Raw genomic sequence first — 21301 nt, forward strand, 5'->3', positions numbered from 1 at the left:
GGGAATCGATGAAGGCCGACGTCGCTGACGCCGAGTTCTCTCGTCGCCGCTCCCTGGGAAGCGCGGCCTGGGCGACCATCCAGCAGTTCGTGACACTCGGATCGACGGCGCTCAGCGGCATCATCCTCGCGCGCTTGCTCTCCGTCTCGGACTTCGGCATCTTCAGCTACGCGACCAGCCTGGCTTCGATGGGCATGGTCGTCGTCACTGCGGGACTGTCCGGGCTGGCGTTGAAGCTGCTCGTGAGCGAGCGGTCGAACGAGCGGGCCCTGATGACGGGTTTGATCCTGACCCGGGAGTTCTTCGCCCTCATCGCCTACCTGGTGCTCCTGGCCGTCGCGCTGCTCTCGGGGAGCGGTGCCAACGTCGCAGCGACGGCGATCGCGCTCCTGGTCATGTTCGCCCGGGCTTTCGATGCGAGCGAGTACTGGTTCCAGTCACGTGCTGAGAGCAGCAAGACCGCTCCGATCCGCATCTCCGTCGTTCTTCTCTTCCTCGCGGTCCGCATCGCGCTCGCTCTGCTGGGTGCAGAACTGATCGTCTTCCTGTTGCTCTACGTCGCCGAATCGGTCGTCGTCTCGATCGGGCTGGTCGCGCGCTATATCCGCGACCCCCGATCTCCGGGATTCGGTCGGCCAGAGGCGGCGACACCCAGGCGGATGCTGCACAGCTCGTGGCTGCTCCTCCTCTCCGGCATCGCCGGACAGATCAACTCCCGCGGTGACGTCATCATCGTGCAGGCACTCCTCGGCAACGCCGCTGTCGGCCTCTACTCGGCAGCCGCGCGTTTGTCGGAGCTGTTCTACTTCCTCCCCGTGGTGTTCATGACGGCGACGTTCCCGCGCCTGATCAACATCCGGAACAAGTTCGGGAAGGACTCCGCTCAGTACCGGGTCGAGCTTCAGCGCTCGTACGACCAATCGTGCTGGGTGGGAATCGGGATCGCTGTCCTCGTGTTCCTCGGCGGTCCCTGGGCCTTGGCGCTTCTCTACGGAGAGCGATACGCAGACGCGGGAGCGATCCTGCAGGTGCATGTCCTCGCGCTCCCGTTCGTCTTCATGGCGGCCGTGTTCAGCAAGTGGATCATTGCGGAGAACCTGCTGATCGCGTCTCTGATCCGACACGCCTTCGGCGCGGCGCTCAACGTCGGTCTGAACCTGCTTCTGGTCCCCTCGGTCGGCCTGATCGGCGCCGCCTACGCAACCGTCGTGTCCTACGTCGTCTCCTCCTACCTCGCGTGCTTCGCCACGCGTTCAACGCGTCCCGCAGGCATCCAGATGTCGCTCGCCCTCGTGTGGCCCATCCGTCTCGCCTTCGGCGTCATGAGGAATGCCCTCAAGAAAGGATCTGCTCATGAGTAGCCTCCGTTCCACCGCAGGAAGGGTCAAGCGAGGCCTGACCGTGCGCCTCCGTCAGGGAACCCCTCTCGAACGCGCCCTCTACTACACCTTCATCAGCGACGCCTTCAGTCGAGAGCGCAAGCTGGTCGCCAAGGGCCATCAGGAGTACTCGAAGCGCGTGGAAGGCGGTCGCCAGGAATTCCTCCTCCGTCGCAACATCCACATGCTCGAGAAGGGCCTCACGATGAGGCCTCGGCGTGAGACCTATGGCATTGCCTACATCGAGGAGACGGTCCGGCTCTTCCGCCAGATCCTCGCTGCGCCGACTCCGATCATCTCTGTGGAGGTGGAGCACTGGGCGCGCGAGGTGCTCGACCGGTACTTCGACGCGACGGCGAAGAGCGCTGCGCCGGAGATCCAGCGGGCGCGCGCATCGTACGAGTCGTTCCTCTGGGAAGCCGAAGGCAACAAGCTGAGCGGTCCCCATGCCCCCTTCGTCGACCAGGCTCCCGTCGACATCGATTCGATCACCGCGCTCGCCGTGCGGCGCAAATCGGTGCGGTGGTTCAAGCCTGACAAGGTCGAGCGCGAGAAGGTGGACCGCGCGATGCTCGTCGCCGCAGAGGCGCCGTCGGCCTGCAACCGTCAGCCGTTCAGCTTCAGGATCTTCGATGATCCGGAGATGGTCGCCGCGGTGACGAAGATCCCGATGGGTACCGCCGGCTACGGCCACAACCTTCCGTCGGTCGCAGTGATCGTCGGCAACCAGTCCGCCTTCATCGACGAGCGCGACCGCCACCTCATCTACATCGACGGCTGCCTCGCTGCGATGTCGTTCATCCTCGGACTGGAGTCACAGGGTGTCGCCTCCGTCTGCATTAACTGGCCCGACATCGCGGCTCGCGACAAGAAGATGAGCGACCTGCTGCATCTCGAGTCTTACGAGCGTGTCGTGATGCTCGTCGGATACGGATATGCGGACGAGACCGGCGACACCCCGTTCTCCGCGAAGCGAGCGCTCAAGGACCTGAGGAGCTACAACCAGCTATGACTATCGATATCCGCGGTGTCAATACGCACAACAAGGGCGCGCAGCTCATGATGATCGCGATCGCCGAGCGGATCGGAGATGGCTTCGATCTGTCGGTCTCGCCCAACGGCTCCGAGTACGACATCCGCGCTCGGCTGGGAATGAAGCAGACTCTGCTGCTCAATCAAGCCAGGGGAGCGGCGGCGCCGTTGAGCGACCTCGTGCCCCGAGGTGTCAGACGCGCCTTCGGCTTGGTCAGCGATTCGGATCTCACCGGCGTGCTCGATGCCGCCGGCTTCGCCTACAGCGACAGCTTCGGACCGCAGAGAGCTAGGCGGGAGTCGGCGCACGCTGCTCGGTGGAAGAAGCGAGGTGTACCACTCGTCCTGCTTCCTCAGGCATTTGGCCCCTTCGACAAGCCGGAGCAGCGCGAGTGGTGCAGCAAGCTCCTCACCAACGCATCCCTCGTGTTCGCGCGAGACAGGGTGAGCCTCGACTACGTGAAGAAGCTCGGACTCCCGATCGACGTCAGGCTTTCCCCCGACTTCACCGTCGGCCTCGCTCCGCACGCTGTCGAACGCCAGATCGAGGGAGAGTACGCGGCGATCGTTCCGAATCAGAAGATGGTCAGCCACACCGCCATCGACGAGCGGGCCTACATCGAGATCCTCATCGCTGCTGGCCGGGAGCTCCGAGCCAGGGGGTTGGAGCCGGTCGTCGTCATTCACGAGTTCAACGACATCCCGATCGGGAAGCGAGTGGCGGATGCGCTCGCCTGCCGCACGTTCTCGCACCCCGACCCCCTGGTGCTCAAGCGCGTTCTCGGTGACGCGTCGGCGGCCGTGGCCAGCCGTTTCCACGCGATCGTCGGCGCCCTCTCCCAGGGGACGCCTGTGCTCGCCTTCGGCTGGTCGCACAAGTACAAGGAGCTGCTCGCCGACTTCGGTGTCCCTCAGTGGCTCTTCGATGAGAAGTCGGATCCCGCGTCGAGCATCGATACGCTCTTCGCCGACGGATCGAGCCGCACTCTGGCCGACCACGGCACGGAGCTTCGGGGGAAGAACGATCGCATGTGGGACGAAGTGGTCGGGCTCCTCGAGTCCGCCGACCACTGAATCGGCAGGGGTGCTGATGGTGAGTGCTCGGCGGACGTCCGGAGCGCAACCTGGTCGCGGCTCAAGCGCACGGTCCAGAGACCGCCACTTTTGCGAAAGCGAGCGACTGGTAGAGGTAGGCGAGCGACCAATCGGTGATCGAACGGGGACCGTCGACCGCACGGACGGCCGTGTGCACCGTCAGGCATCGGTCCGCGAGGAAGGTCACGCGCGCTACGTGAGGGGTGGCTGTCAGCAGAATCACCTCGGTCCATCCATGCTCTTGCGAGAGAGCATCGATCGCTTTCATCTCGCCTGCGGTCGAGAACGGCTTCGGCGCGAAGCAGTCGACCGCCACGGATGCCGGCCTGGTGCATTGCGGGGCCGCGAAGGATCCGTCCGGTCGGAGGGCGGAGGATACGGCGACCGTCTGTGCGCCACTCTCTTCCGCGGTATCGATTCCTGCTGCGATCCTCTCGGCAGTGGCGGGCCCGAGCACGACGACCGCGCTCGGGTCTGCCGCGCTGCGAGAGGTGTCGGGAAAGATGAAGAGGGGCGCGCCAATGGCACCGATCACGGCGATCGACGTGGTCACCGCGAAAAGCGCTCTCTGATACCGGAGGAAGCGTCTCTGCCAACGCTGCGTCCCCGAGATGGACGAAGCGACGAACATGCTCTCCGTCGCGGCGAGGCTGGCTCCCACGACGCTTCCCGCCACCGTGGCGCCGACGACCGCGAGCAGTTCGTCGGTACTCGAGTCTGCCGCACGCCATCCGGCCACGGCGAGTGCGATCGCAGAGACCGCGGGGATCATCGCGGCTCTCCATGGGCGCGCCCTGGCCAGGGCGCCGGAGAACCACCCGCATGCCGCGACGAACCAGAAGACCACCAGCGCGGCGACGACTTTCGGTGTGAGCAGGTCGGCGATGGGGTTCGGGAGCTGGCGAGCGACAGCAGTGACGATTCGGAAGCTCCGCTGCGAATCCGAGGGATTCGCGACGAGGTAGAGGAGCACCAGCGACACGGAGTGGCCGACCAGGAGACCGGCGATCTCGCGACGAGAGGTGCGCACCGCTCCATCCTGCCTCACCGCTCGGGACCGCCGTCTCATCTCGGTGCACCAGAGGGGCGCTTGAGCCAGCCCTACAATGAAATGGGCTCCGTCCGCAGAGATGAGCGATGCTGCTCCGTCCGCTGCTCGGCCCACAGCCGAGCAGTACAGGAGAGTGAGTGATGACCCCCTCCTCTTCTCTCGCAGGCGGGATAGCAGTGCCCCTCGTCTACGCCTACGTCGATCATCTTGCGAAGACCGCCGGTGCGCGTGTTCTTGCGATCAAGGGCGCGGTCGCCATCGCACATGGCTATCGCGACGCCGGCAGCTTCTCGAGTGACGCCGATGTGATCGTCGAGCCCGCCCGGTTCGGCGATTTCATAGCGCTTCTCGAAGCGCGCGGGTGGAAGAGACGTCGCGAGGCTCGGGCGCCGCGGTACTTCGGAACGCATTCGGCGTCGCTCTACCGGGAGGACTGGCCGTGCGACATCGATGTCCACTTTCGATACCCGGGGTTCTTCGCTGACGCCGGTGAGGCGTTCGACGTCATGTGGGCGCGACGAGTCTCGATCTCGGTCGCTCACCGATTCATCAGCGCGGTCGACCCGGTAGTCGGCGGTATAGTCCTCGCCGTCCACGCGCTTCGCGATCCCGAGCGATCCCGCAGCAGAAGTGACCTGGACTCCGTCGCGAGAAGGTTCAGTGAGTCGCGATCGGACTCCTTCGATGAGGAGCTCGTCCTCCTCGCGGAGCGACTCCGAGCCCGATTCGTCCTCGTGCCGCTCTTCGAGCGGATCGGGTTGGACGCTGGACCCTCTGATCTGACGGAGTCGGAGATGGAGTCCTGGCGGTTCGTCGTGGCAGGAGTCGGGTCGACGGCGTTCCACTGGTGGGTCGCTTTCCGCCGAGCGAGTTTCGCGCAGCGCCTTCGCCTGGTTCCGGACCTTCTCGCGGCCGTGGCGGTAGCATCACTGCCGCGAAGCCGAACGGCACCAGACGGTTCGATGGCTCCTCCGCCCTGGCGCCGTGTTCGCCAGTTGCGTCGGGAGATCCGAGAGGGCCGGTCTCACCTCGAGCGCTGAGCGAGGACGGACCCTTCACGCGTGCTCCGGAAGGGTGGTGCCGCGGATCAGCTCGCAGCCGCCGAGTACTTCGCCTCGGTCGCCGCCTTCTGCGGACGCCACCAGTCCTCGTTCTCGCGGTACCACTGCACGGTCGCCGCAAGACCCGACTCGAAGTCCGTGTAGCGCGGCTCCCAGCCCAGCTCCGTGCGCAGGCGCGTGGAGTCGATCGCGTAGCGGAGGTCGTGGCCGGGCCGGTCGGTGACGTGGTCGAAGGCGTCGGCGTCCTGGCCGAACTCCTTCAGGATCAGCCCGATCACCTCGAGGTTGTTCTTCTCGCCGTCCGCGCCGATGAGGTACGTCTCGCCGAGCGCCCCGCGCTCGATGATCGCCCAGACGCCGCTGTTGTGGTCGTCGACGTGGATCCAGTCGCGGACGTTCTCGCCGGCGCCGTAGAGCTTGGGCCGGACGCCGTCGATCACGTTCGTGATCTGCCGGGGGATGAACTTCTCGACGTGCTGGTACGGCCCGTAGTTGTTCGAGCAGTTCGAGATAGTCGCCTTCACGCCGAAGGAGCGGACCCACGCGCGCACCAGCAGGTCGCTGCCGGCCTTCGTCGAGGAGTACGGGCTGGAGGGGTTGTACGGCGTCTGCTCGGTGAACTTCGCCGGGTCGTCGAGCTCGAGGTCGCCGTAGACCTCGTCGGTCGAGATGTGGTGGTAGCGGACGTCGTGCTTGCGCACGGCCTGCAGCAGCGTGAAGGTGCCGATGATGTTGGTCTCGAGGAACGGGGTCGGGTCGTTCAGCGAGTTGTCGTTGTGCGACTCCGCGGCGAAGTGCACGACCAGGTCCGCGTCGGCGACCAGGCGGTCGACCAGCTCGGCGTCGGCGATGTCGCCCTCGACGAACGCGATCCGGTCGGCGACCGGGGCGAGGGAGGCGCGATTGCCCGCATAGGTGAGCTTGTCCAGCACGGTGATCCGCGCGTCGGGCCGCTCGCGGAGGGTCAGGTGGACGAAGTTGCTGCCGATGAAGCCGGCTCCGCCGGTGACGAGGATTCGCACGAGTGCTCCTGCTGTGAGTGGGAGGGACGGGGACAGGGGCTTCCAGCAGGGACGTTACCGCACCACGAGCGGACGCCCGGACGGCATCGCGGAGCTCACCGGCCGGGAGCGGCCCACCCGACGCGGGCGACGTCCCGCGCACGCGGACCCGCGATGCCGCGCCCCGGGGCCGTTCTCCGGCCGACGGCTCCTACGGTTTCCTGCGGCGCGGATCCGCGTCCCGGAGGACGGAGGAGGGCAGCCACCATGCGACCCACCGTCGACCTCCCGCTCGCCGCCGCCGTCGGCCTGGTCCACGCTCTGGTGGACGACCTCGCCCGCGGCGCGGGGATCCGCACCCTGTTCCTCAAGGGACCGATCGCCGACGCGCACCGGATCCGCCGTCCCCATCCCTCCAGCGACGCGGACGTCCTCGTCGCCCCGGGCGACGCGGACCGGCTGCTGACCCTGCTCGGAGAGCGCGGCTGGTCGGTCCGGCCGGGATCCGCCGCGCACCGGGCGTTCGTGACCCACTCGATCACCCTCCTCCACCCCTCCTGGCCCTGCGACATCGACGTGCACACCAGCTGGCCCGGCTTCTTCGTCGATCCGCAGCTCGCCTTCGAGGTGCTCTGGCGGACCCGCTGCGAGATCGTCGTCGCCGGCGTTCCGGTGCGGGCGATCGGCTTCGACACGTCCGTCGTGGTCTCCGCCCTGCACAGCCTGCGCTCGCCGTATCAGCAGCGCAGCGAGGAGGAGTTCGAGGAGCTCGTCGCCGTGGTGGCGGCACAGGGCCGGGAGGAGTCGGTGGTCGCTCGAGCCGCGGAGCTCGGCTGCCTGGAGCCGATCGCCCCCTTCCTCGCGCGGATCGGCAGGACCGTCGCCCTGCCCGCCCGGCCGAGTCGCCAGTACGCGCTCTGGCGGCTGCGCACGCGCCGGCCGAGCAGGACGGCCGACTGGCTGCTGGCGATCGTCCAGGCGCCGACTCTCGCGGAGCGTCTCGTCGTGCTCCGGCGAGCGCTCCACCCCACCGGCCGGGACCTCGTGATCGACCACCCGCTGCTCCCGCCGACCGCCTCCGCCCGCCTGGCGATGCGTGCCCGGCGCTTCGTCGCCGCGACGCGTGCGCTCCTGCCCGCGATCCAGGACCTCGTGGCCGTGCGCCGCGCCTCTCCGATGGGAGCCGACCCGATCGCTGCTCCGGGACTCGCGCCCGGGAGGACCGCTCCCGTCGGCGGAGCTCCCGCGCCGGCGCCCGTCACCGAGCGGACGGCTCCGTCGGCCGGGCCGGTCGTCGACGGCGCGCGGACGTCCTGCGGGCAGTCCGCGACGGGGTCCCGCGTGGCGGCGATGGCGACGCCGCACGGCCTTTACCTCTTGCCCCTCGGTGCAGCCGCGGAGGCGCAGCCGGTCGTGCTGAAGGGGTCGGCTCGGCTGCTCTGGGAGCGGTTCTCCGCTCAGGACGCGCACTCGAGGGCAGGGGCCGCCGAGGTCGTCCACGCCACGGACGACCTCGGCGACGTGCTCGACGACGGCCGTCGGGCGGAGATCGAGCAGCTCCTCGACGAGCTCGTCGAGCTCGGCCTCCTGACGGCCTGACCCCGGGACCCGGCGACCCGGCCCGGGGAGCCGACGGCCCACCCGGGGGATCGACGGCCCGACCCGGAGGTCCGGCGACGACTCAGCGCACGGAGAGGAAGCGCCCCCGGCTGCCCGCGACGACGCCGCGGAGGATCGTGCGGGTCGTCGCGGTCCGGCCCCATCGCAGGCCCCGGGCCGCCAGCGCGGCGCAGTAGAGCCCGCGGTTCAGCGCGAAGACGCTGCCGCCGCGGCGCCCCTCCGTCCGGGCCAGCTCGAGGTCGAGGGCGGTCCGGTTCCGGACGGCGAGGTAGAGCTCGCGGGAGTTCGAGGAGTGCAGGAGTACGTCGGTCGCCGACGCGCGCTCGGCCGCGCTCCGGCACCGGTCGAGATCGTCGATCCGGCTGAGGGGGTGGAGAGTGATCGTGAATCCGGCCCGCGTGATCCGCCGCGTCCACTCCCGGTCGTCGCCCTGGAGCACGAACTCCTGACGCGGCGGCTCCACCTCGACGAGCGCGGCCCGAGAGACCAGCAGGCCGCCGTAGGGCGCGATCGGCACCACGATCGGCGCCTGCGGGCGCGCCCCGCACCGGCCGCCGGCTCCGCGCTTCAGAAGCCGGCGCACGTCGGTGTCCAGGAACCGGCCGGGACTCGGGAACACCTCGGCGGCGGGCCGACCCGTGACGAGCTGGGACTGGTAGAAGTCGGTCTCGCGCAGACTCGCGTGGCAGGCCCGCGGATCGAGCGCCAGGGGAGAGGCCAGCAGCACGGCGAGCGCGTCCGGCCGCGGCGCGGTGTCGTCCTCGAGGAGCCAGGCGTAGTCCAGCTCCTGCGTGCGGCAGTGCTCGATCGCGGCCCGGAAGCCGCCGGCGGTGCCGAGGTCGTTCGGAAGGACCGTGGAGCTCACTCGGGCGTCGAGGCCCGCCGGGAGCAGTCCGCGCAGCACGCGCTCCTGGCCGCCGTTGCCGCTGAAGACGATGTGCACCGAGTCGGCGCCGGCCTGCAGAGCCGCCTCGACGACGCGGGCGAGTGTCGCCGTGCGCTTTCCGGTGGTCACGGTCACGGCGATGACCCGGGGTTCGGTGCCGTCGAGGCGTCGGAGCATGGCGGTGGTCTCTTCTTCGGTGAGGGGCGGGAGCACGAGGCGGGCGCCGAGAGCGGCGCAGCCTCGAGCGAGGAGGACAGGAACAGCACCGTACACGAGAAAATGAGGTGTGCTCGCTATTGCGAGAGATTCTCTCAGTTCCGCCCGCGTCGCGGACCGCAGCCAGCCCGAGCATCCGTTCCCTGTGCCCCCTTTTCGGCGAGGACGATGTCGAGCACCCGCTCCGCGTAGGTGGTCCAATCGGTGATCGACGTCGCCGCGGTGCGCGCCGAGTCCGCGATCGCCCGCCGGGTCGCTCGATCGAGCGGCTGCACCCGGCCGAGCGCGTCCCGGAGCGCCGGGACGTCGCCCGCGGGCAGGACCGTGCTGTGCCGCGGGTCGAGGAGGGCGGAGGCGCCGTTGGCGTCGGTCGTGATGACCGGGAGCCCGGAGGCCGCGGCTTCGGCGACGACCAGGGAGCAGGCGTCCTCCAGCGTCGGGAGGACGAAGGCGTCGGCGGCCCGGAACTCCCGCGCGAGCTCCTCCGCGGAGAGCGGGCCGGTGACGATCACGTTCGACGGGGCACCGCGCAGGAGGCGCCGATCGAAGACCCCGCCGGCCAGGACGAGGTCGACCGGCAGCCCTCGAACGGCGTCCAGGAGCTGGGGGATCCCTTTGCGATGCGAGAGATGGGCCGCGCAGACGAGTCGTCGCCGCTCGGGGTCCCGATCGACGGACGGTCCGTCCGGGGTGAAGCCCGTCAGGCTCACGCCGTAGGGGATCTGCACGATCTTCGCGCGATCGACGCCGTACCGGGCCATCTGCTCCGAGACGAGCGCCGAGGGGGTGAGGACGATGTCGGCGAGCCTGAGCTCCTTCTCGATCCGGCGCACGAGTCGCCCGGGGTAGCGCTCGTCCCAGGTCCGGCGGCGGGAGAAGTGCCGGAGGAGCTCGCCGTTGTGCGCTCGCGGATGCGCGTCGACGGCGTGGAGGACCCGCCGGGCGTCGGGGTGGGCGCGGAAGAGCGCGAGGCAGGCGCCCGGGAAGCCCAGCACGACCGCGCCCTCGGGGAGCTCGACAGCCGCCGCCGCGCGGTCGAAGAGGACCTTGGAGAGGTAGGACGCCCGCAGCGCGAGACCGGGAGAGGGCAGCCGGAGACCCGCGCGGAGCACCATCTCGGCCAGATGCGACACCCGCTCGACCCGGTGGGAACGAGCCGTGGCGTAGCCGTCCCGGAGGACGCGCATCCGCCGCCCGAAGGTCGTGCGGGCTGCAGCGGACGGGAGGGGGAGCGACGCGGCGAGAGCGACCAGCCTCGTCCGCGGAAGGATTTCCGCGGCCAGAGCCCGGCGGGACGCCGCGCCGGCGATCAGAGCCCTGGCCGCCCCCTCGGAGTACGGGCTCGCGACGACGAGTGCACGTCTCGGCGGCGTCATCGCAGCATCGCCCGGAGCTCCTCGCCGATGCGGCGCACGAACTCGGTCCGCGAGAACGCCGCCCGGGAGTGCTCGTGCGCAGCCCGGCCGAACGACTCCACGGCAGCACGATCCAGCCCCTCGAGGACCGCGACCCACTCCTCCACCGCGCCGGGCGTGAGCGTGCGCCCGGTCACTCCGTCCAGCACGATCTCGGGGAGCCCGCCTGAGCGGCTGACGAGTGCTGCTCGTCCGGCTGCGGCGGCCTCCAGGGCGATCGTCGGCAGGGGATCGGGCGACGTGCTCGGCACGACGACGACATGAGCCGCGTCGAGCACTTGCCGCACGTCCTCGCACTCGCCTCGCACCTCGACGGACTCGCCGTTCCGCATGCCCGCCACGATGGCGGGGACGTCGACTCCGGCCCCGCAGACCGGAGGCCCGCCGAGGACGATCAGCCGCACGTCCCGGCGCTCGAGGCGGCTCCACGCCCGGAGGAAGTGCTCGTGGCCCTTCCATGCGTTCCACCGGCTCGCCAGGACGAAGACGAGTTCGTCTCCCTGCGGGAGCGGGACCGGCGGCGCGCTCTCGAATCCGTTGTGGACGACGGTCGACCGTCTCCGGTTCGAGGCGGTCAGCGTGTCCGCGACCGCTCGGCTCACGACGACGAGGCGGTCCGCTGCGCGGAACAGCAGGCAGAGGACCCACCGCTCGATCCCTCGACTGTGCTCGTGCAGGTGCAGGAGGGTCGGTGCACCGAGGAGGCGGGCGACGGGCAGCACGAGCGCGAGCGCGGCGGTGTTCACGTAGACGAGTGCCGGATCGAGCTCGCGGATCGCCCGGCCGGTCGCTGCGGTCCGCCGCAGGAAGGAGAGGAGGTGGCGCGGATGGAGGTAGGCGCGCCGGAGCACCGGCAGCGGCATGCGGCGCACGGTGACACCGCGTTCCTCGAGCAGGCGGGTGAGGGGGCGAGCCGGGTAGTCCAGGTCGTCCGGGAGCCAGACCTCGGCCGTCACGTCCTCGGGGACCGCTCGCAGCGCCTCGAGGAGGACCCGATCGGCGCCGTAGGTCTCGTCGGAGGGATGGAGGAACAGGACCGTCCGCGGGCAGGACGCCGCAGCCGGAAGGCGGGGACGGCGTCGTCGGCCGACGGACCCGCTCACCGGCTCACCAGCGGGCGGCGGTGGGCGCGCGGGCGCGGCGACCGTGCCGAGGCGCCGTCCACCAGCCCGGCGAGGGTCTCCTCGTAGGCGGTGCAGACCGCTTCCCAGGTGTAGTGCTCGCGGGCGCGCTCGCGGGCCGCGTCGCTCGCGGCGCACTGCTCGTCGGGGGAGAGGAGCATCCGCCGCACGGCCGCGGCGATCGACGGGGCGTCGGGTGCGACGAACACGCCGGCGTCCCCGAGCACCTCGCGGTTGTAGACGGTGTCGCGGGCGACGGTCGGAGCGCCGCAGGCCATGGCCTGGACCAGCGCGGGGTTGGTGCCGCCGACGCTGTGACCGTGGAAGTAGGCGCCGGCGTGCTGCCAGAGCGAGAAGAGCCGGGCGTCGTCGCGGAGGTGACCGAGGTGGTGGATGCGCTCGTGGGACGCCGCCAGGCGAGCGGCCCGCTGATCCAGCGCGCCGCCGCAGCCGGTGGAGCCGACGATGACGACGTCGTGGGTGCGCGCGATCGCGGGAGCGGCGGCGAAGAACTCCTCGACGGTGTTCTCGGGAACGAACCGCGAGACGAGGAGGGCGTACGACCGGTGCCGGAGCCCGGGCTCGACGGGCAGGGCCGGCGGGACGTCGCCGCCGTAGGGCAGGAAGACGCCGTCGCGCTGGAAGTCGGTGCCCCAGCGCCGGGCGATCTCGTGCGAGTCGAAGGCGAGCTCGGTGGCGTGCGCCGCGGTCATCCGCGCGCCCCTCCGGAAGACGGATCGCGCGAGAGGCCCCCACTTCTCCCGCTCCCACTCCATGCCGTCCACGTTGACGAGGGTGGGGATGCCGGCTCGCTCGAGCAGCGGGAGGAAGAGGCCGTTCGCGGCGTTCATGACGAGTGCGACATCGGGGGCGCGTCGCACCGCGTCGCGGGTCGCGCTCAGCCCGTGGCTCAGCGTGCTCAGCGACCGGGAGTCCCAGCCGGAGGTGACGACGGTGCGGACGCGCGGGTCCCGGCTCTCGGCGTCGTCGACGGTCGCTCCGGGGCGCCCGTAGACGGTGACGTCCCAGCCCGCGTCGACGAGGTGGGGGGCGAGCCGGCGGACCGCGGTCTCGAAGCCGCCGTAGTAGCTGGGGTAGCCGCGCGTGCCGATGACGGCGAGGGATCTTGGCATGGCGGGGACGCTATTCGCGTGGGACCGAGCGTCGACCCGGAGGGACGTGTTCGTCGGGGAACTGGCGCGCAGCGCCGCTCGGACCGCGTCAGACGCGCCGGAATCGACGCAGGTGGCGCAGGATGCACGTCATCGCCGACCGGCGGCGCAGACCGACGTAGGTGCTCGGCGACACGGCGATGAGGGCGAGTGCGCCTGCGACGGCGAGGTGCCCGTCTCGGACGGTGCGGAGGACGTCGCTCGCTCGGACGTCGGCCTTGACCTCCCGCTCGATCGTGCTGCCGACGTCGCCCGCGGACGGGTGCTCGGCGACGTGGTGCAGCGCCGACAGGTGGGCGACCCGCGCCGTGTAGGAGCTGACCGAGGGGTGCGCGGCGAGTCGGGGGAAGTCCGCCTCGAGCAGGCGCACGACGTGGCGGACGTTCCTCGAGAGGTCCAGGAGGTCGACCCGCAGGCCGTCCGTGATCGCGCCGGGGCGGACGGAGTAGACGTAGAGCTCGCGATCGACGAACGAGACCGTGCGCGCACGGGCGAGCAGGACGGCCATGAGTGCCGTGTCCTCGTAGGAGCGGGAGCCGGGGAAGCGGAGGCCGTCGTAGAGCTCGCGTCGGACGAGCTTGTTCCAGAGGAAGGCCCAGAGCCGGAACTCGAAGAGCTCGACCGCGGCGTCGCATCCCGTCCAGAGGCGGTGCCCGGTGTACGGCATCGCTCCGACGGGCAGCCGCTCGCCCGACTCGCCGACGGCGATCAGGCCGGTCACGACGACGTCCACCTCGCCGGACATCGCGTCGACCATCGCGGCGAGCATGCCGGGATGGACGTGGTCGTCGGAGTCGACGAACCAGAGCGCGTCTCCGGCGGCGTGCTCGAGGATCGTGTTCCGCACCTCGGCGAGCCCAAGATTCGACTCGTGCGTCACCACCAGCACCGAGAACGACCCAGGCGCGTCCGCGATCGACGCGCGGACCTTCACCATCGAGTCGTCGGGGCTCGCGTCGTCCACGATGATCACCTCCACCGCGCATCCGGGCGGCAGCGCGAGCGCCCAGATCGAGGAGAGGCAGCGCTCCACGTACGCGGAGACCCCGTAGACCGGGACGCCGATCGTGACCGAGCGGGGACGCGCCGTGCTCGGGCGGGTCATCGATGCTCGCTCGAGGCCGTCGCCCCGCCGATCGTCCGGCCGTCGCCCTCGAGCAACTGCTGGGCGGCCGCGAGCAGGTCCGGTGCCACCGCGTCCGCGGTGAAGGCGTGGATCCCGCGCGCCGCGCGATCGGTGAGGCGCTCCCTGAGCTCCGGCTCATCGAGCAGTCGTCCGATCGCCTCGCTGAGCGCCGAGCGGTCGTCCCGAGGCACCATCAGCGCATCCACGCCGTCTTCGCAGAAGTCGTCGAAGCCGCTGCCGGTGGTGGCGACGAGCGGGGTTCCCACCGCCTTGACCTCGAGCGCCGCGTTCCCGAAGCCCTCCCAGCGCGAGGGACAGGTCACCACGGAGGCGGCCCTGATCGCGGCGAACACCTCGTCACCGCCGACGTGGCCGAGGAACGTGAACCTGTCGCGGTGCTCGTCGGCGACCATGCCGAGGAGCTCGGCCTCCGTCGGCTCGAGGAAGCAGAAGGCTCCCGCGAAGACGAAGGAGACGTCCGGACGGGTCCGGGCCAGTGTCTCGAAGGCGTGCATCGCGGTCTCGACGCCCTTGCGCCGCTCGATGCGGCTGAGGAAGAGCACCACGGGACCCGGGCCCGGCGGCCAGCCCTCCGGGAGGTCGCCGGACCGCGCGCTCCGCTGCACCGTCGGCACGTCGATGCAGTTGCGGACGACGACCGAGGGCGGAAGCTCGGGGATCCGCGTCGAGTACCAGTCCCGGACCGCGCGGGAGATCGGGACGAGTCCGCGCGACCGTCTCATCTGGCGGGTCTCGAGGCGTTTCTGGAGCCCGATCAGCAGGCGCGTGCGGAGGGTGCGCCCTCTCGCCGACCCGCCCGCGATCCAGTCCGCGATGCGGTAGCCGGTCGCGAGGTTCGTCACGAGCGGGGCGTGCCGCGGGAGCAGCGCGCCCAGGCCTTCCCACTCGGCGAGGAAGATCGCGTCGTAGCGGGTGCGGCGGACGAGCGCGCGCAGGTGGAGCGCCCGCTGCAGGAGCCGGCCGATGGCGGGCCGGCGGCGCAGGCGGACGTACTCGAGGATCCGCACGCCCTCGGGATCGAAGCCGTCGAGTGGCGGGTCGCAGGAGAGGACGACGAGGTCGACCTCGACGCCTGCTCTCACGAGCGCCGGCAGCAGCGAGGCGAAACCGCGCCCGATGCCACCGGTGTAGGGCGTCAGCCCGGCGTACTCCGTCGTGGCGACCAGCCAGCGCCGCGTCGATGTCATCAGCACTCCTCGGTGTCCGCCGGGGACGGGGTGTCCAGCGGCTCGGGGGACGCTACCAAGACGCTCGCCGCCCCTGCGGGGTGAGGCGCGGTCTCCGGTGCTCCTGGCGCGTCGCGGCCGGAACGACCCGATCGTCGCCGGTCCGGCTGCTCCGAGGCGCCTGTCCTGCACTGTTGGAACGGCGAGGGTGCGTGCTGCTCGAGGAGCGCTCGCCGGGGCGGACGCGGCGCAGAGGGACGGATGGGAGTGCGCGCGGCGGTGCCGGTTCCGACCGGGCCTCCGCGATGGTCAGCAGGAGGGCGAGCGCCGGGATGATCAGAGCGGCCGGCGCCGACTCGAGGAGGTTGAAGGCCGACGCCGCCACCAGGTAGGCGACCAGCATCGCGGGACCGGCCACCGCACCCCGTGCGATCGAGCAGATCAGGACGATCAGGAGGTGGGCCAGCAGGAGCGTCGTGCCGATGAGCCCGTAGCTGAAGACCGTCTGCCACAGGCTGCTCTCGAGGACGTAGGTCCCCCCGCCGTTCTGCGCGAAGACGACGCCCGACAGTCCTCCGCCGGAGCCGAAGACGCCCGACTCCGTCGGCAGCACCTTCAGACCGATCCGGAGGACCAGGTCGCGGACGTCCGCGGACCGTGCGCCCTCCTCCGTCTCGGAGCGGGAGTCGAAGGCCTGAGCGCCCACGGTCGACACGATCACGAGGAGAGGGGCGAACGCGAGGATCAGTCTGACGAGGCGGCTCCCCGTGAGGCGGAAGAGGGTCACGCCGCCCGCCACCAGGACGCCGACCGCGATCGCGATCACGGCGCTGCGCGATCCGGAGAGCAGCACCCCTGCGCAGCAGGCCGCGAAGCCGAGGAGGGCACCCGGTCGTCTGCCCTTCAGGAAGAGCCCGAACGCGAGGGACCCGACCGAGGCGAAGAAGGTGCCGTTCACCAGCGGGTGCCCGAGCGTCGTCAGGATCCGGTACACGCTCCACTCCTGCGTGAGCGGGAACGGGGCGGAGGCGAAGATCTCGGCGTAGAGGTTCGACCGGGTCGTGGACTCGACCGTCCCGACGATCGCGAGGGCGATCGAAACCAGGAGGAGGGCGGTGGTCAGCGGCCGGAAGACCGAGGGGTCGCTCATCCACAGCGGAAGGGCGATCAGCGCGATGACGACGACGGCCGTCCACGAGGCGATCGTCTCGATCTGCCCCTGCGGCCGGAGGACGGGGATGACCAGTGCGTAGACCGTGAACGCGATGGGCGCCACCAGTCGGGTTCTGCGGAGCCAGCGCGGTGGTGGAGCTCCGGTGGCGACTGCCAGCAGTGCCGCGAGGACGATGATCGGACTGAGGACCTGGAACGGCGCGGGCAGCGCCAGGTAGTCGAACGGGACGACCGCGTAGAGGACGAGGACGAGCGTCAGTGCGGCGGCCGGCGAGAGCAGTCGGGCGACGATCAGCACGCAGGCCGCCGCGGCGGCGAGCGCCGGGATCCGGAGCTCGCCGGTGACGACCGCGACCACCGCGGCGCCGAGCAGGAGGACCGCCAGGGCGGGAAGCCAGACGGCGTTCGAGCGCTGCGCGGGCGCTCGGCCCGGGCGCGCGGACTCCGGCTGACCGGGCGGTGGCGGCAGTCGTCGTGGAGACCGCGCGAGCGATCGCCGGTGCGAGCCGGTGGGAGGTGGTGTCATGGCGGGTCGCCTCAGAGGTCGGGGGGGTCGGGGCACGGGTGGTCAGCTGTAGGGGAGGAGCGCGGCGCAGAAGCCTGCGGCGCCGATGAGCACGCCGGCCGCGAGGCAGCCGGAGACGCGGAGGAGGCCGGCGCGGCCGATGTCCTGCCCGACGTGCGGCAGGCGACCGGCGAGGGCGACGGCGTCGCGGAGAACGGCGGCGCACGCGCCCGCGAGCAGATCGGCGGCGACGGCGAATCCGGCTCCGACGCTGAGAGCGACGCCGATCCAGTGCCACGGCACGAGCACGCTCGCGCGGCCCTGCACGATCAGGAACGAGGAGGCGCACCACATGCAGGCGATCGGCGCGGAGGAGATGGAGAGGATCGGCACGATCAGCAGGGCGGGATGCCAGGAGGAGTCGAGGACGCGGCCGAGGACGAGGAGATCCAGGGCGACCATCGTCGCCTGGACGACCAGGGCGCCGACCGCTGCCTGCGTCATCACGGAGCGGAGCACGGCGCGCCGCTCCTCGTCCGTCCGGGAGTTGGCCACCCGGGCGCGGAGGACGTTGGTGAGTCCGAGGACGACGGCGTCCGAGACGGCGCGCGCGATCTGACTCGCGATCGAGTAGAGCCCGAGTGTCGTGGCTCCGCCGAGAGCGGAGAGGACGATCCGCTCGGACTGGCCCTGCAACCAGCCGAAGACGTTGCTCTGCAGGGTGGGGATCACGTAGTCCCTGAGCATCGGCCGACGTGGCAGGTCGGGAGTCGGCAGCGTCCCCCGTCTCGAGAGCAGCAGGAGGAGCATCCCCTCGGTCACCCCGGTCTGGAGCGATCCGGCCGCGATGCCGAGCACGGGAGCGAGTGGGACGCAGACGACGATCGAGGCGATGCTGCCGATGGCCTGGCCCCGCGCGATCGAGGCCCATCGTCCCTCGTACTGCGCCCGGGTCAGTGCGGGCAGGATCGCTCCGTGGAGTGCCGCGACGGCGACGAACGGCAGGAGGGCGACGGCGTGCGCGGCGGACGCCGCCGACAGGGCCCAGAGCAGACCGATCGCGACCGCCATCGCCGTCGCCCCGCCGACGGAGACGACGGTGGCGGCGCGCCGGAGCTGGCGCGCGCCCCCCTCCCTCCGCCACATCGCGACGCCGAGCGGGCGCACCGTGTTCTCCCCGATCTCCTGCAGGAGGGAGAGCGCGAGGAACGCCATCGCGTAGACGCCTGCTTCCGCGGGCGACACGTGGACGGCGACGACGAGGCCGACGACCGCGCTCGTGCCGCGGGAGACGAGCCGTTCGAGGGCGGCGTTCGAGGAGCTCCGCGCTGTCGGAGAGCGCAGCAGTGCGGCGACGCGGAGGATCATCGAGCTCCGGGGCGGAGAGCCCCGGACTCCGGCGCGCGGCAGGACGTCCGGTCCATCGAGGGTGCCTCCCGATCGGGGATCACGACGGCAGGCGAGCCGCCGGGACACGGTAGGACGCCCCCGTTCCACATCGCCTCGCGTGGCGCGTCCCGGGGCGCGGATCGCCTGGTCGCCTGCAGCGGGCCCCCTCTCGGCGCGGTCCCTCGGTGCAGGAGCCGTCCGCCGGAGCGGCGCGCGCCCTCCGGGTGGTCGCCGCCGGTGGTCCCGTATCATTGCGGCGTTATGTCACGCATCTACGACTGCTCCGTCGACACGGACCTCCTGACCGGCACCCGTCTCGCGCGCACCGCGATCGGCCGGGGCGAGCTCGTCGTCCTGCCGACCGACACGGTCTACGGGATCGCGGCCAACGCCTTCGACGCCGCGGCGGTGCAGCGCCTGCTCGACGCGAAGGGGCGCACCCGCCAGTCGCCGCCGCCCGTGCTGATCGGCGATGTGGCCGCGCTCGACGCCCTCGCGGAGAACGTGCCCGAGGCCGTCCGCGAGCTGGCGAAGGCCTTCTGGCCGGGTGGGCTCACGATCGTGCTGCACGCGCAGCCCTCCCTCGTCTGGGACCTGGGCGAGACTCGGGGCACCGTCGCCCTCCGGATGCCCGACAATCCGGTCACCCTCGAGCTCCTCGCCGAGACGGGGCCGCTCGCGGTCTCCTCGGCCAACCGCACCGGCCGCCCGTCCGCCACCACCGCCCAGGAGGCGCTCGACCAGCTCGGCGACTCCGTCGACGTCTACCTCGACGCGGGCACCGCCGGGAGCCGCTACAGCGACCGGCCGGTCGGCGCGAGCGAGTCCTCCACCATCGTCGACGCGACCGCGCTCAGCTTCGAGGGCGGCACCCTGCGCATCCTCCGCCAGGGCGTCGTCTCGGCCGAGAGCATCCGCGAGGTCGTCGGCGACCTCCTCCTCGACGGCGTCGCCACGGCCGAGGAGCCCGAGGCCCCCGCGCCGGTCGCGTCCTACGACGCCTCCACCGAGCTCAGCGACCCGACCGTCGAGGACGACGAGCCCGTCGCCGCCGAGGAGCAGCCCGCTCCCACGGCGCGACCGGACTGGGCGTCGCGCGCTCAGGTGCAGGACGAGCCGGCGGCGAGCGGCACCGCGCGCCCCGACTCCACCCCGGGTGAGTAGCCGATGATCACCTTCGTCCTGGTCTCGCTCGCGGTCGCGGTCGTGACCTGCGGGCTGTCGTGGGTCATCTGGAAGCTCAGCCTGCGGTACCGGCTCTACCCGGCGATCCGGGTGCGCGACATGCACACCCGGCCGACCCCGCGCCTCGGCGGCATCGCCATGTTCCTCGGGATCCTCGTCGGCTTCGGCATCGCCTCGCAGCTGCCCTACTTCCGGCTGGTGTTCGCCAACCCCGAGCCGATCCTCGCGATCCTCGGCGCGAGCCTCCTGATCGTCCTGATCGGCGTGGCCGACGACATCTGGGACCTGGACTGGACGACGAAGCTCGCCGGGCAGATGATCGCCGCGGGCCTGATCGCCTGGAAGGGCGTGCAGATCGTCTCGCTGCCGATCGGCGGCCTCACCGTCGGCTCGCCCTGGATGTCGCTGATCATCACCGTGCTCGCGATCGTGCTCGTGACCAACGCGCTGAACTTCATCGACGGCCTCGACGGCCTCGTCGCCGGCGTCGCGCTGATCGCCAACGGCGTGTTCTTCCTCTACAGCTACCTGCTGGTGCAGCAGACGTCGCCCACCGACTACTTCAACCTGGCCTCGCTGATCGCGGTCGTCCTCGTCGGCGCCTGCGCGGGCTTCCTGCCGATCAACTGGCGCCCGGCGAAGATGTTCATGGGCGACGGGGGAGCGCTGCTCGTCGGCATGCTGATGGCGACCTCGGCCATCGCCGTCACGGGGCAGATCGACCCCTCGCAGCTCGCGGCGAAGGAGCTGCTGCCCGCGTTCATCCCGATCATCCTGCCGTTCGCCATCCTCGTCGTCCCGCTGATGGACTTCGGCCTCGCGGTGATCCGGCGGCTGCGCGCGGGCAAGTCGCCGTTCAGCGCCGACCGCAAGCACCTGCACCACCGGCTGCTCGACATGGGGCACTCGCACCTGCACGCCGTGCTGATCTTCTACGCCTGGACGGCCGTCGTCGCCTTCAGCTGCCTGCTGATGTTCGTCGTCGACGTGCTCTGGGTGCCGCTCGCCTTCCTCGCGATCGGGCTGCTCGTCTGCACCGTCGTCACGCTCCTCCCGCTCAGCCGCCGCAAGCGGCTCGAGGCGGCGGCGCAGTCGGCGGAGGCGTCCCCCGTCCTCGACCCCCTCGACCGCGCGTCCGAGACGGACACGAGCCGTTCGCCGATCGGCCTGCCGCTCGGTCGCGACACGACAGCGCCGCATCAGGCGCGGAAAGAAGCATCATGACCGGAGCCTCCCCGGCCGCCCCCCGCCCCCAGCCCGCCTCGGTGCCCGTCCTCCGGCGCACGCTCGCCGTCGGCGGCGTCTTCGTCCTCGCTCTGGCCGTCGTCGGCGCGATCGTCGGATTCCTCGCCGCCGGCGGGGAGGGCGCCGTCGGCGCCCTGATCGGCGCCGTCGTCGGCGGGGTCATGGTGGCGCTCACCGCCGCCAGCATCCTCGTCGCCAACCGGATGGACATCGGCGGCTTCTTCGCCGTGGTGCTCGGCACCTGGCTCGCCAAGTTCGTCCTCTTCGTGATCGCGGCCCTCGTGCTGCGCGACCAGCCGTGGCTGAACAGCACCGCGATGTTCGTCACGATCATCGCGGCGGTCCTCGGCTCGCTCGTCATCGATGTGCTCGTCGTCTCGCGCTCGCGCATGGCGAACGTCAGCGACATCGCCCGATGAGCGCGCCCCGAGTGGCGTCTGAG

The 21301-nt window shown here is 70.9% G+C and carries 18 protein-coding genes; 8 read left to right on the forward strand and 10 right to left on the reverse strand.

The window, feature by feature from the left end:
- Window positions 1–8 precede the first annotated feature (8 nt).
- From EDF17_RS05155 to EDF17_RS05165, 3 genes are read left to right on the forward strand one after another with little or no spacing between them, the layout of a single operon-like run.
- On the forward strand, window positions 9–1361 hold the full coding sequence (locus tag EDF17_RS05155; protein ID WP_166649602.1) for a flippase: 1353 nt from the start codon (window positions 9–11) through the stop codon (window positions 1359–1361).
- Window positions 1354–2391: a nitroreductase family protein gene (locus EDF17_RS05160; RefSeq protein WP_166649603.1), complete on the forward strand. Its 1038-nt coding sequence runs from the start codon at window positions 1354–1356 to the stop codon at window positions 2389–2391. Before EDF17_RS05155 ends, EDF17_RS05160 begins: the two co-directional genes overlap by 8 nt.
- The gene (locus tag EDF17_RS05165; protein WP_123445487.1) at window positions 2388–3485 is read left to right on the forward strand and encodes a polysaccharide pyruvyl transferase family protein; all 1098 of its coding nucleotides are present in this window, start codon (window positions 2388–2390) and stop codon (window positions 3483–3485) included. The genes EDF17_RS05160 and EDF17_RS05165 overlap by 4 nt, the downstream gene beginning before the upstream one ends.
- Window positions 3486–3546: 61 nt before the next feature.
- Here the strand turns inward: EDF17_RS05165 and EDF17_RS05170 are convergent, their stop codons facing one another.
- On the reverse strand, window positions 3547–4536 hold the full coding sequence (locus tag EDF17_RS05170) for a hypothetical protein (protein WP_123445488.1): 990 nt from the start codon (window positions 4534–4536) through the stop codon (window positions 3547–3549).
- Between the two features lie 161 nt (window positions 4537–4697).
- Between EDF17_RS05170 and EDF17_RS05175 the strand changes: the two genes are divergently transcribed.
- On the forward strand, window positions 4698–5597 hold the full coding sequence (locus tag EDF17_RS05175) for a nucleotidyltransferase family protein (RefSeq protein ID WP_123445489.1): 900 nt from the start codon (window positions 4698–4700) through the stop codon (window positions 5595–5597).
- 47 nt (window positions 5598–5644) lie between these two features.
- Here the strand turns inward: EDF17_RS05175 and rfbB are convergent, their stop codons facing one another.
- The gene (gene rfbB / locus EDF17_RS05180; protein ID WP_123445490.1) at window positions 5645–6640 is read right to left on the reverse strand and encodes a dTDP-glucose 4,6-dehydratase; all 996 of its coding nucleotides are present in this window, start codon (window positions 6638–6640) and stop codon (window positions 5645–5647) included.
- Between the two features lie 246 nt (window positions 6641–6886).
- On the opposite strand from rfbB, the gene EDF17_RS05185 reads away from it, so the two are divergent.
- Window positions 6887–8218, forward strand: a complete 1332-nt coding sequence (locus tag EDF17_RS05185) for a nucleotidyltransferase family protein (protein ID WP_166649605.1) — start codon at window positions 6887–6889, stop codon at window positions 8216–8218.
- 82 nt (window positions 8219–8300) lie between these two features.
- Here EDF17_RS05185 and EDF17_RS05190 read toward each other — a convergent pair whose 3' ends face one another.
- From EDF17_RS05190 to EDF17_RS05225, 8 genes are all read right to left on the reverse strand, one after another.
- Window positions 8301–9302 carry a glycosyltransferase gene (locus EDF17_RS05190; RefSeq protein WP_123445492.1) on the reverse strand — a complete coding sequence of 334 codons (1002 nt, stop codon included), beginning with the start codon at window positions 9300–9302 and terminating at the stop codon, window positions 8301–8303.
- A 134-nt stretch (window positions 9303–9436) separates the two neighbouring features.
- On the reverse strand, window positions 9437–10528 hold the full coding sequence (locus EDF17_RS05195; protein ID WP_166649606.1) for a glycosyltransferase family 4 protein: 1092 nt from the start codon (window positions 10526–10528) through the stop codon (window positions 9437–9439).
- 185 nt (window positions 10529–10713) lie between these two features.
- A complete protein-coding gene (locus EDF17_RS05200) occupies window positions 10714–11859 on the reverse strand; it encodes a glycosyltransferase family 4 protein (RefSeq protein ID WP_123445494.1) in 1146 nt (381 codons plus the stop codon).
- Window positions 11856–13010, reverse strand: coding sequence for a glycosyltransferase (locus tag EDF17_RS05205; RefSeq protein ID WP_123445495.1), 1155 nt, complete (start codon window positions 13008–13010; stop codon window positions 11856–11858). Before EDF17_RS05205 ends, EDF17_RS05200 begins: the two co-directional genes overlap by 4 nt.
- Window positions 13011–13098: 88 nt before the next feature.
- The gene (locus EDF17_RS05210) at window positions 13099–14154 is read right to left on the reverse strand and encodes a glycosyltransferase family 2 protein (protein ID WP_123445496.1); all 1056 of its coding nucleotides are present in this window, start codon (window positions 14152–14154) and stop codon (window positions 13099–13101) included.
- Window positions 14151–15383: a glycosyltransferase family 4 protein gene (locus EDF17_RS05215; RefSeq protein WP_123445497.1), complete on the reverse strand. Its 1233-nt coding sequence runs from the start codon at window positions 15381–15383 to the stop codon at window positions 14151–14153. Before EDF17_RS05215 ends, EDF17_RS05210 begins: the two co-directional genes overlap by 4 nt.
- A 52-nt stretch (window positions 15384–15435) precedes the next feature.
- On the reverse strand, window positions 15436–17061 hold the full coding sequence (locus EDF17_RS05220) for an O-antigen ligase family protein (RefSeq protein ID WP_133671911.1): 1626 nt from the start codon (window positions 17059–17061) through the stop codon (window positions 15436–15438).
- 42 nt (window positions 17062–17103) lie between these two features.
- Window positions 17104–18408: an oligosaccharide flippase family protein gene (locus tag EDF17_RS05225; RefSeq protein ID WP_166649607.1), complete on the reverse strand. Its 1305-nt coding sequence runs from the start codon at window positions 18406–18408 to the stop codon at window positions 17104–17106.
- Window positions 18409–18690: 282 nt separating this feature from the next.
- Between EDF17_RS05225 and EDF17_RS05230 the strand changes: the two genes are divergently transcribed.
- The 3 genes from EDF17_RS05230 to EDF17_RS05240 are packed head-to-tail and all read left to right on the forward strand — an operon-like array spanning window position 18691 to window position 21278.
- Complete coding sequence (locus EDF17_RS05230) at window positions 18691–19593, forward strand: L-threonylcarbamoyladenylate synthase (RefSeq protein ID WP_123445500.1); 903 nt, start codon at window positions 18691–18693, stop codon at window positions 19591–19593.
- A 3-nt stretch (window positions 19594–19596) separates the two neighbouring features.
- Entirely contained in the window at window positions 19597–20838 is a 1242-nt protein-coding gene (locus tag EDF17_RS05235) for an MraY family glycosyltransferase (RefSeq protein ID WP_123445501.1), read from the forward strand.
- The gene (locus tag EDF17_RS05240) at window positions 20835–21278 is read left to right on the forward strand and encodes a hypothetical protein (protein WP_123445502.1); all 444 of its coding nucleotides are present in this window, start codon (window positions 20835–20837) and stop codon (window positions 21276–21278) included. Before EDF17_RS05235 ends, EDF17_RS05240 begins: the two co-directional genes overlap by 4 nt.
- Window positions 21279–21301: the final 23 nt, after the last annotated feature.

The sequence above is a fragment of the Rathayibacter sp. PhB1 genome, from assembly GCF_004362935.1.
GTDB classification, from domain to species: domain Bacteria; phylum Actinomycetota; class Actinomycetes; order Actinomycetales; family Microbacteriaceae; genus Rathayibacter; species Rathayibacter festucae.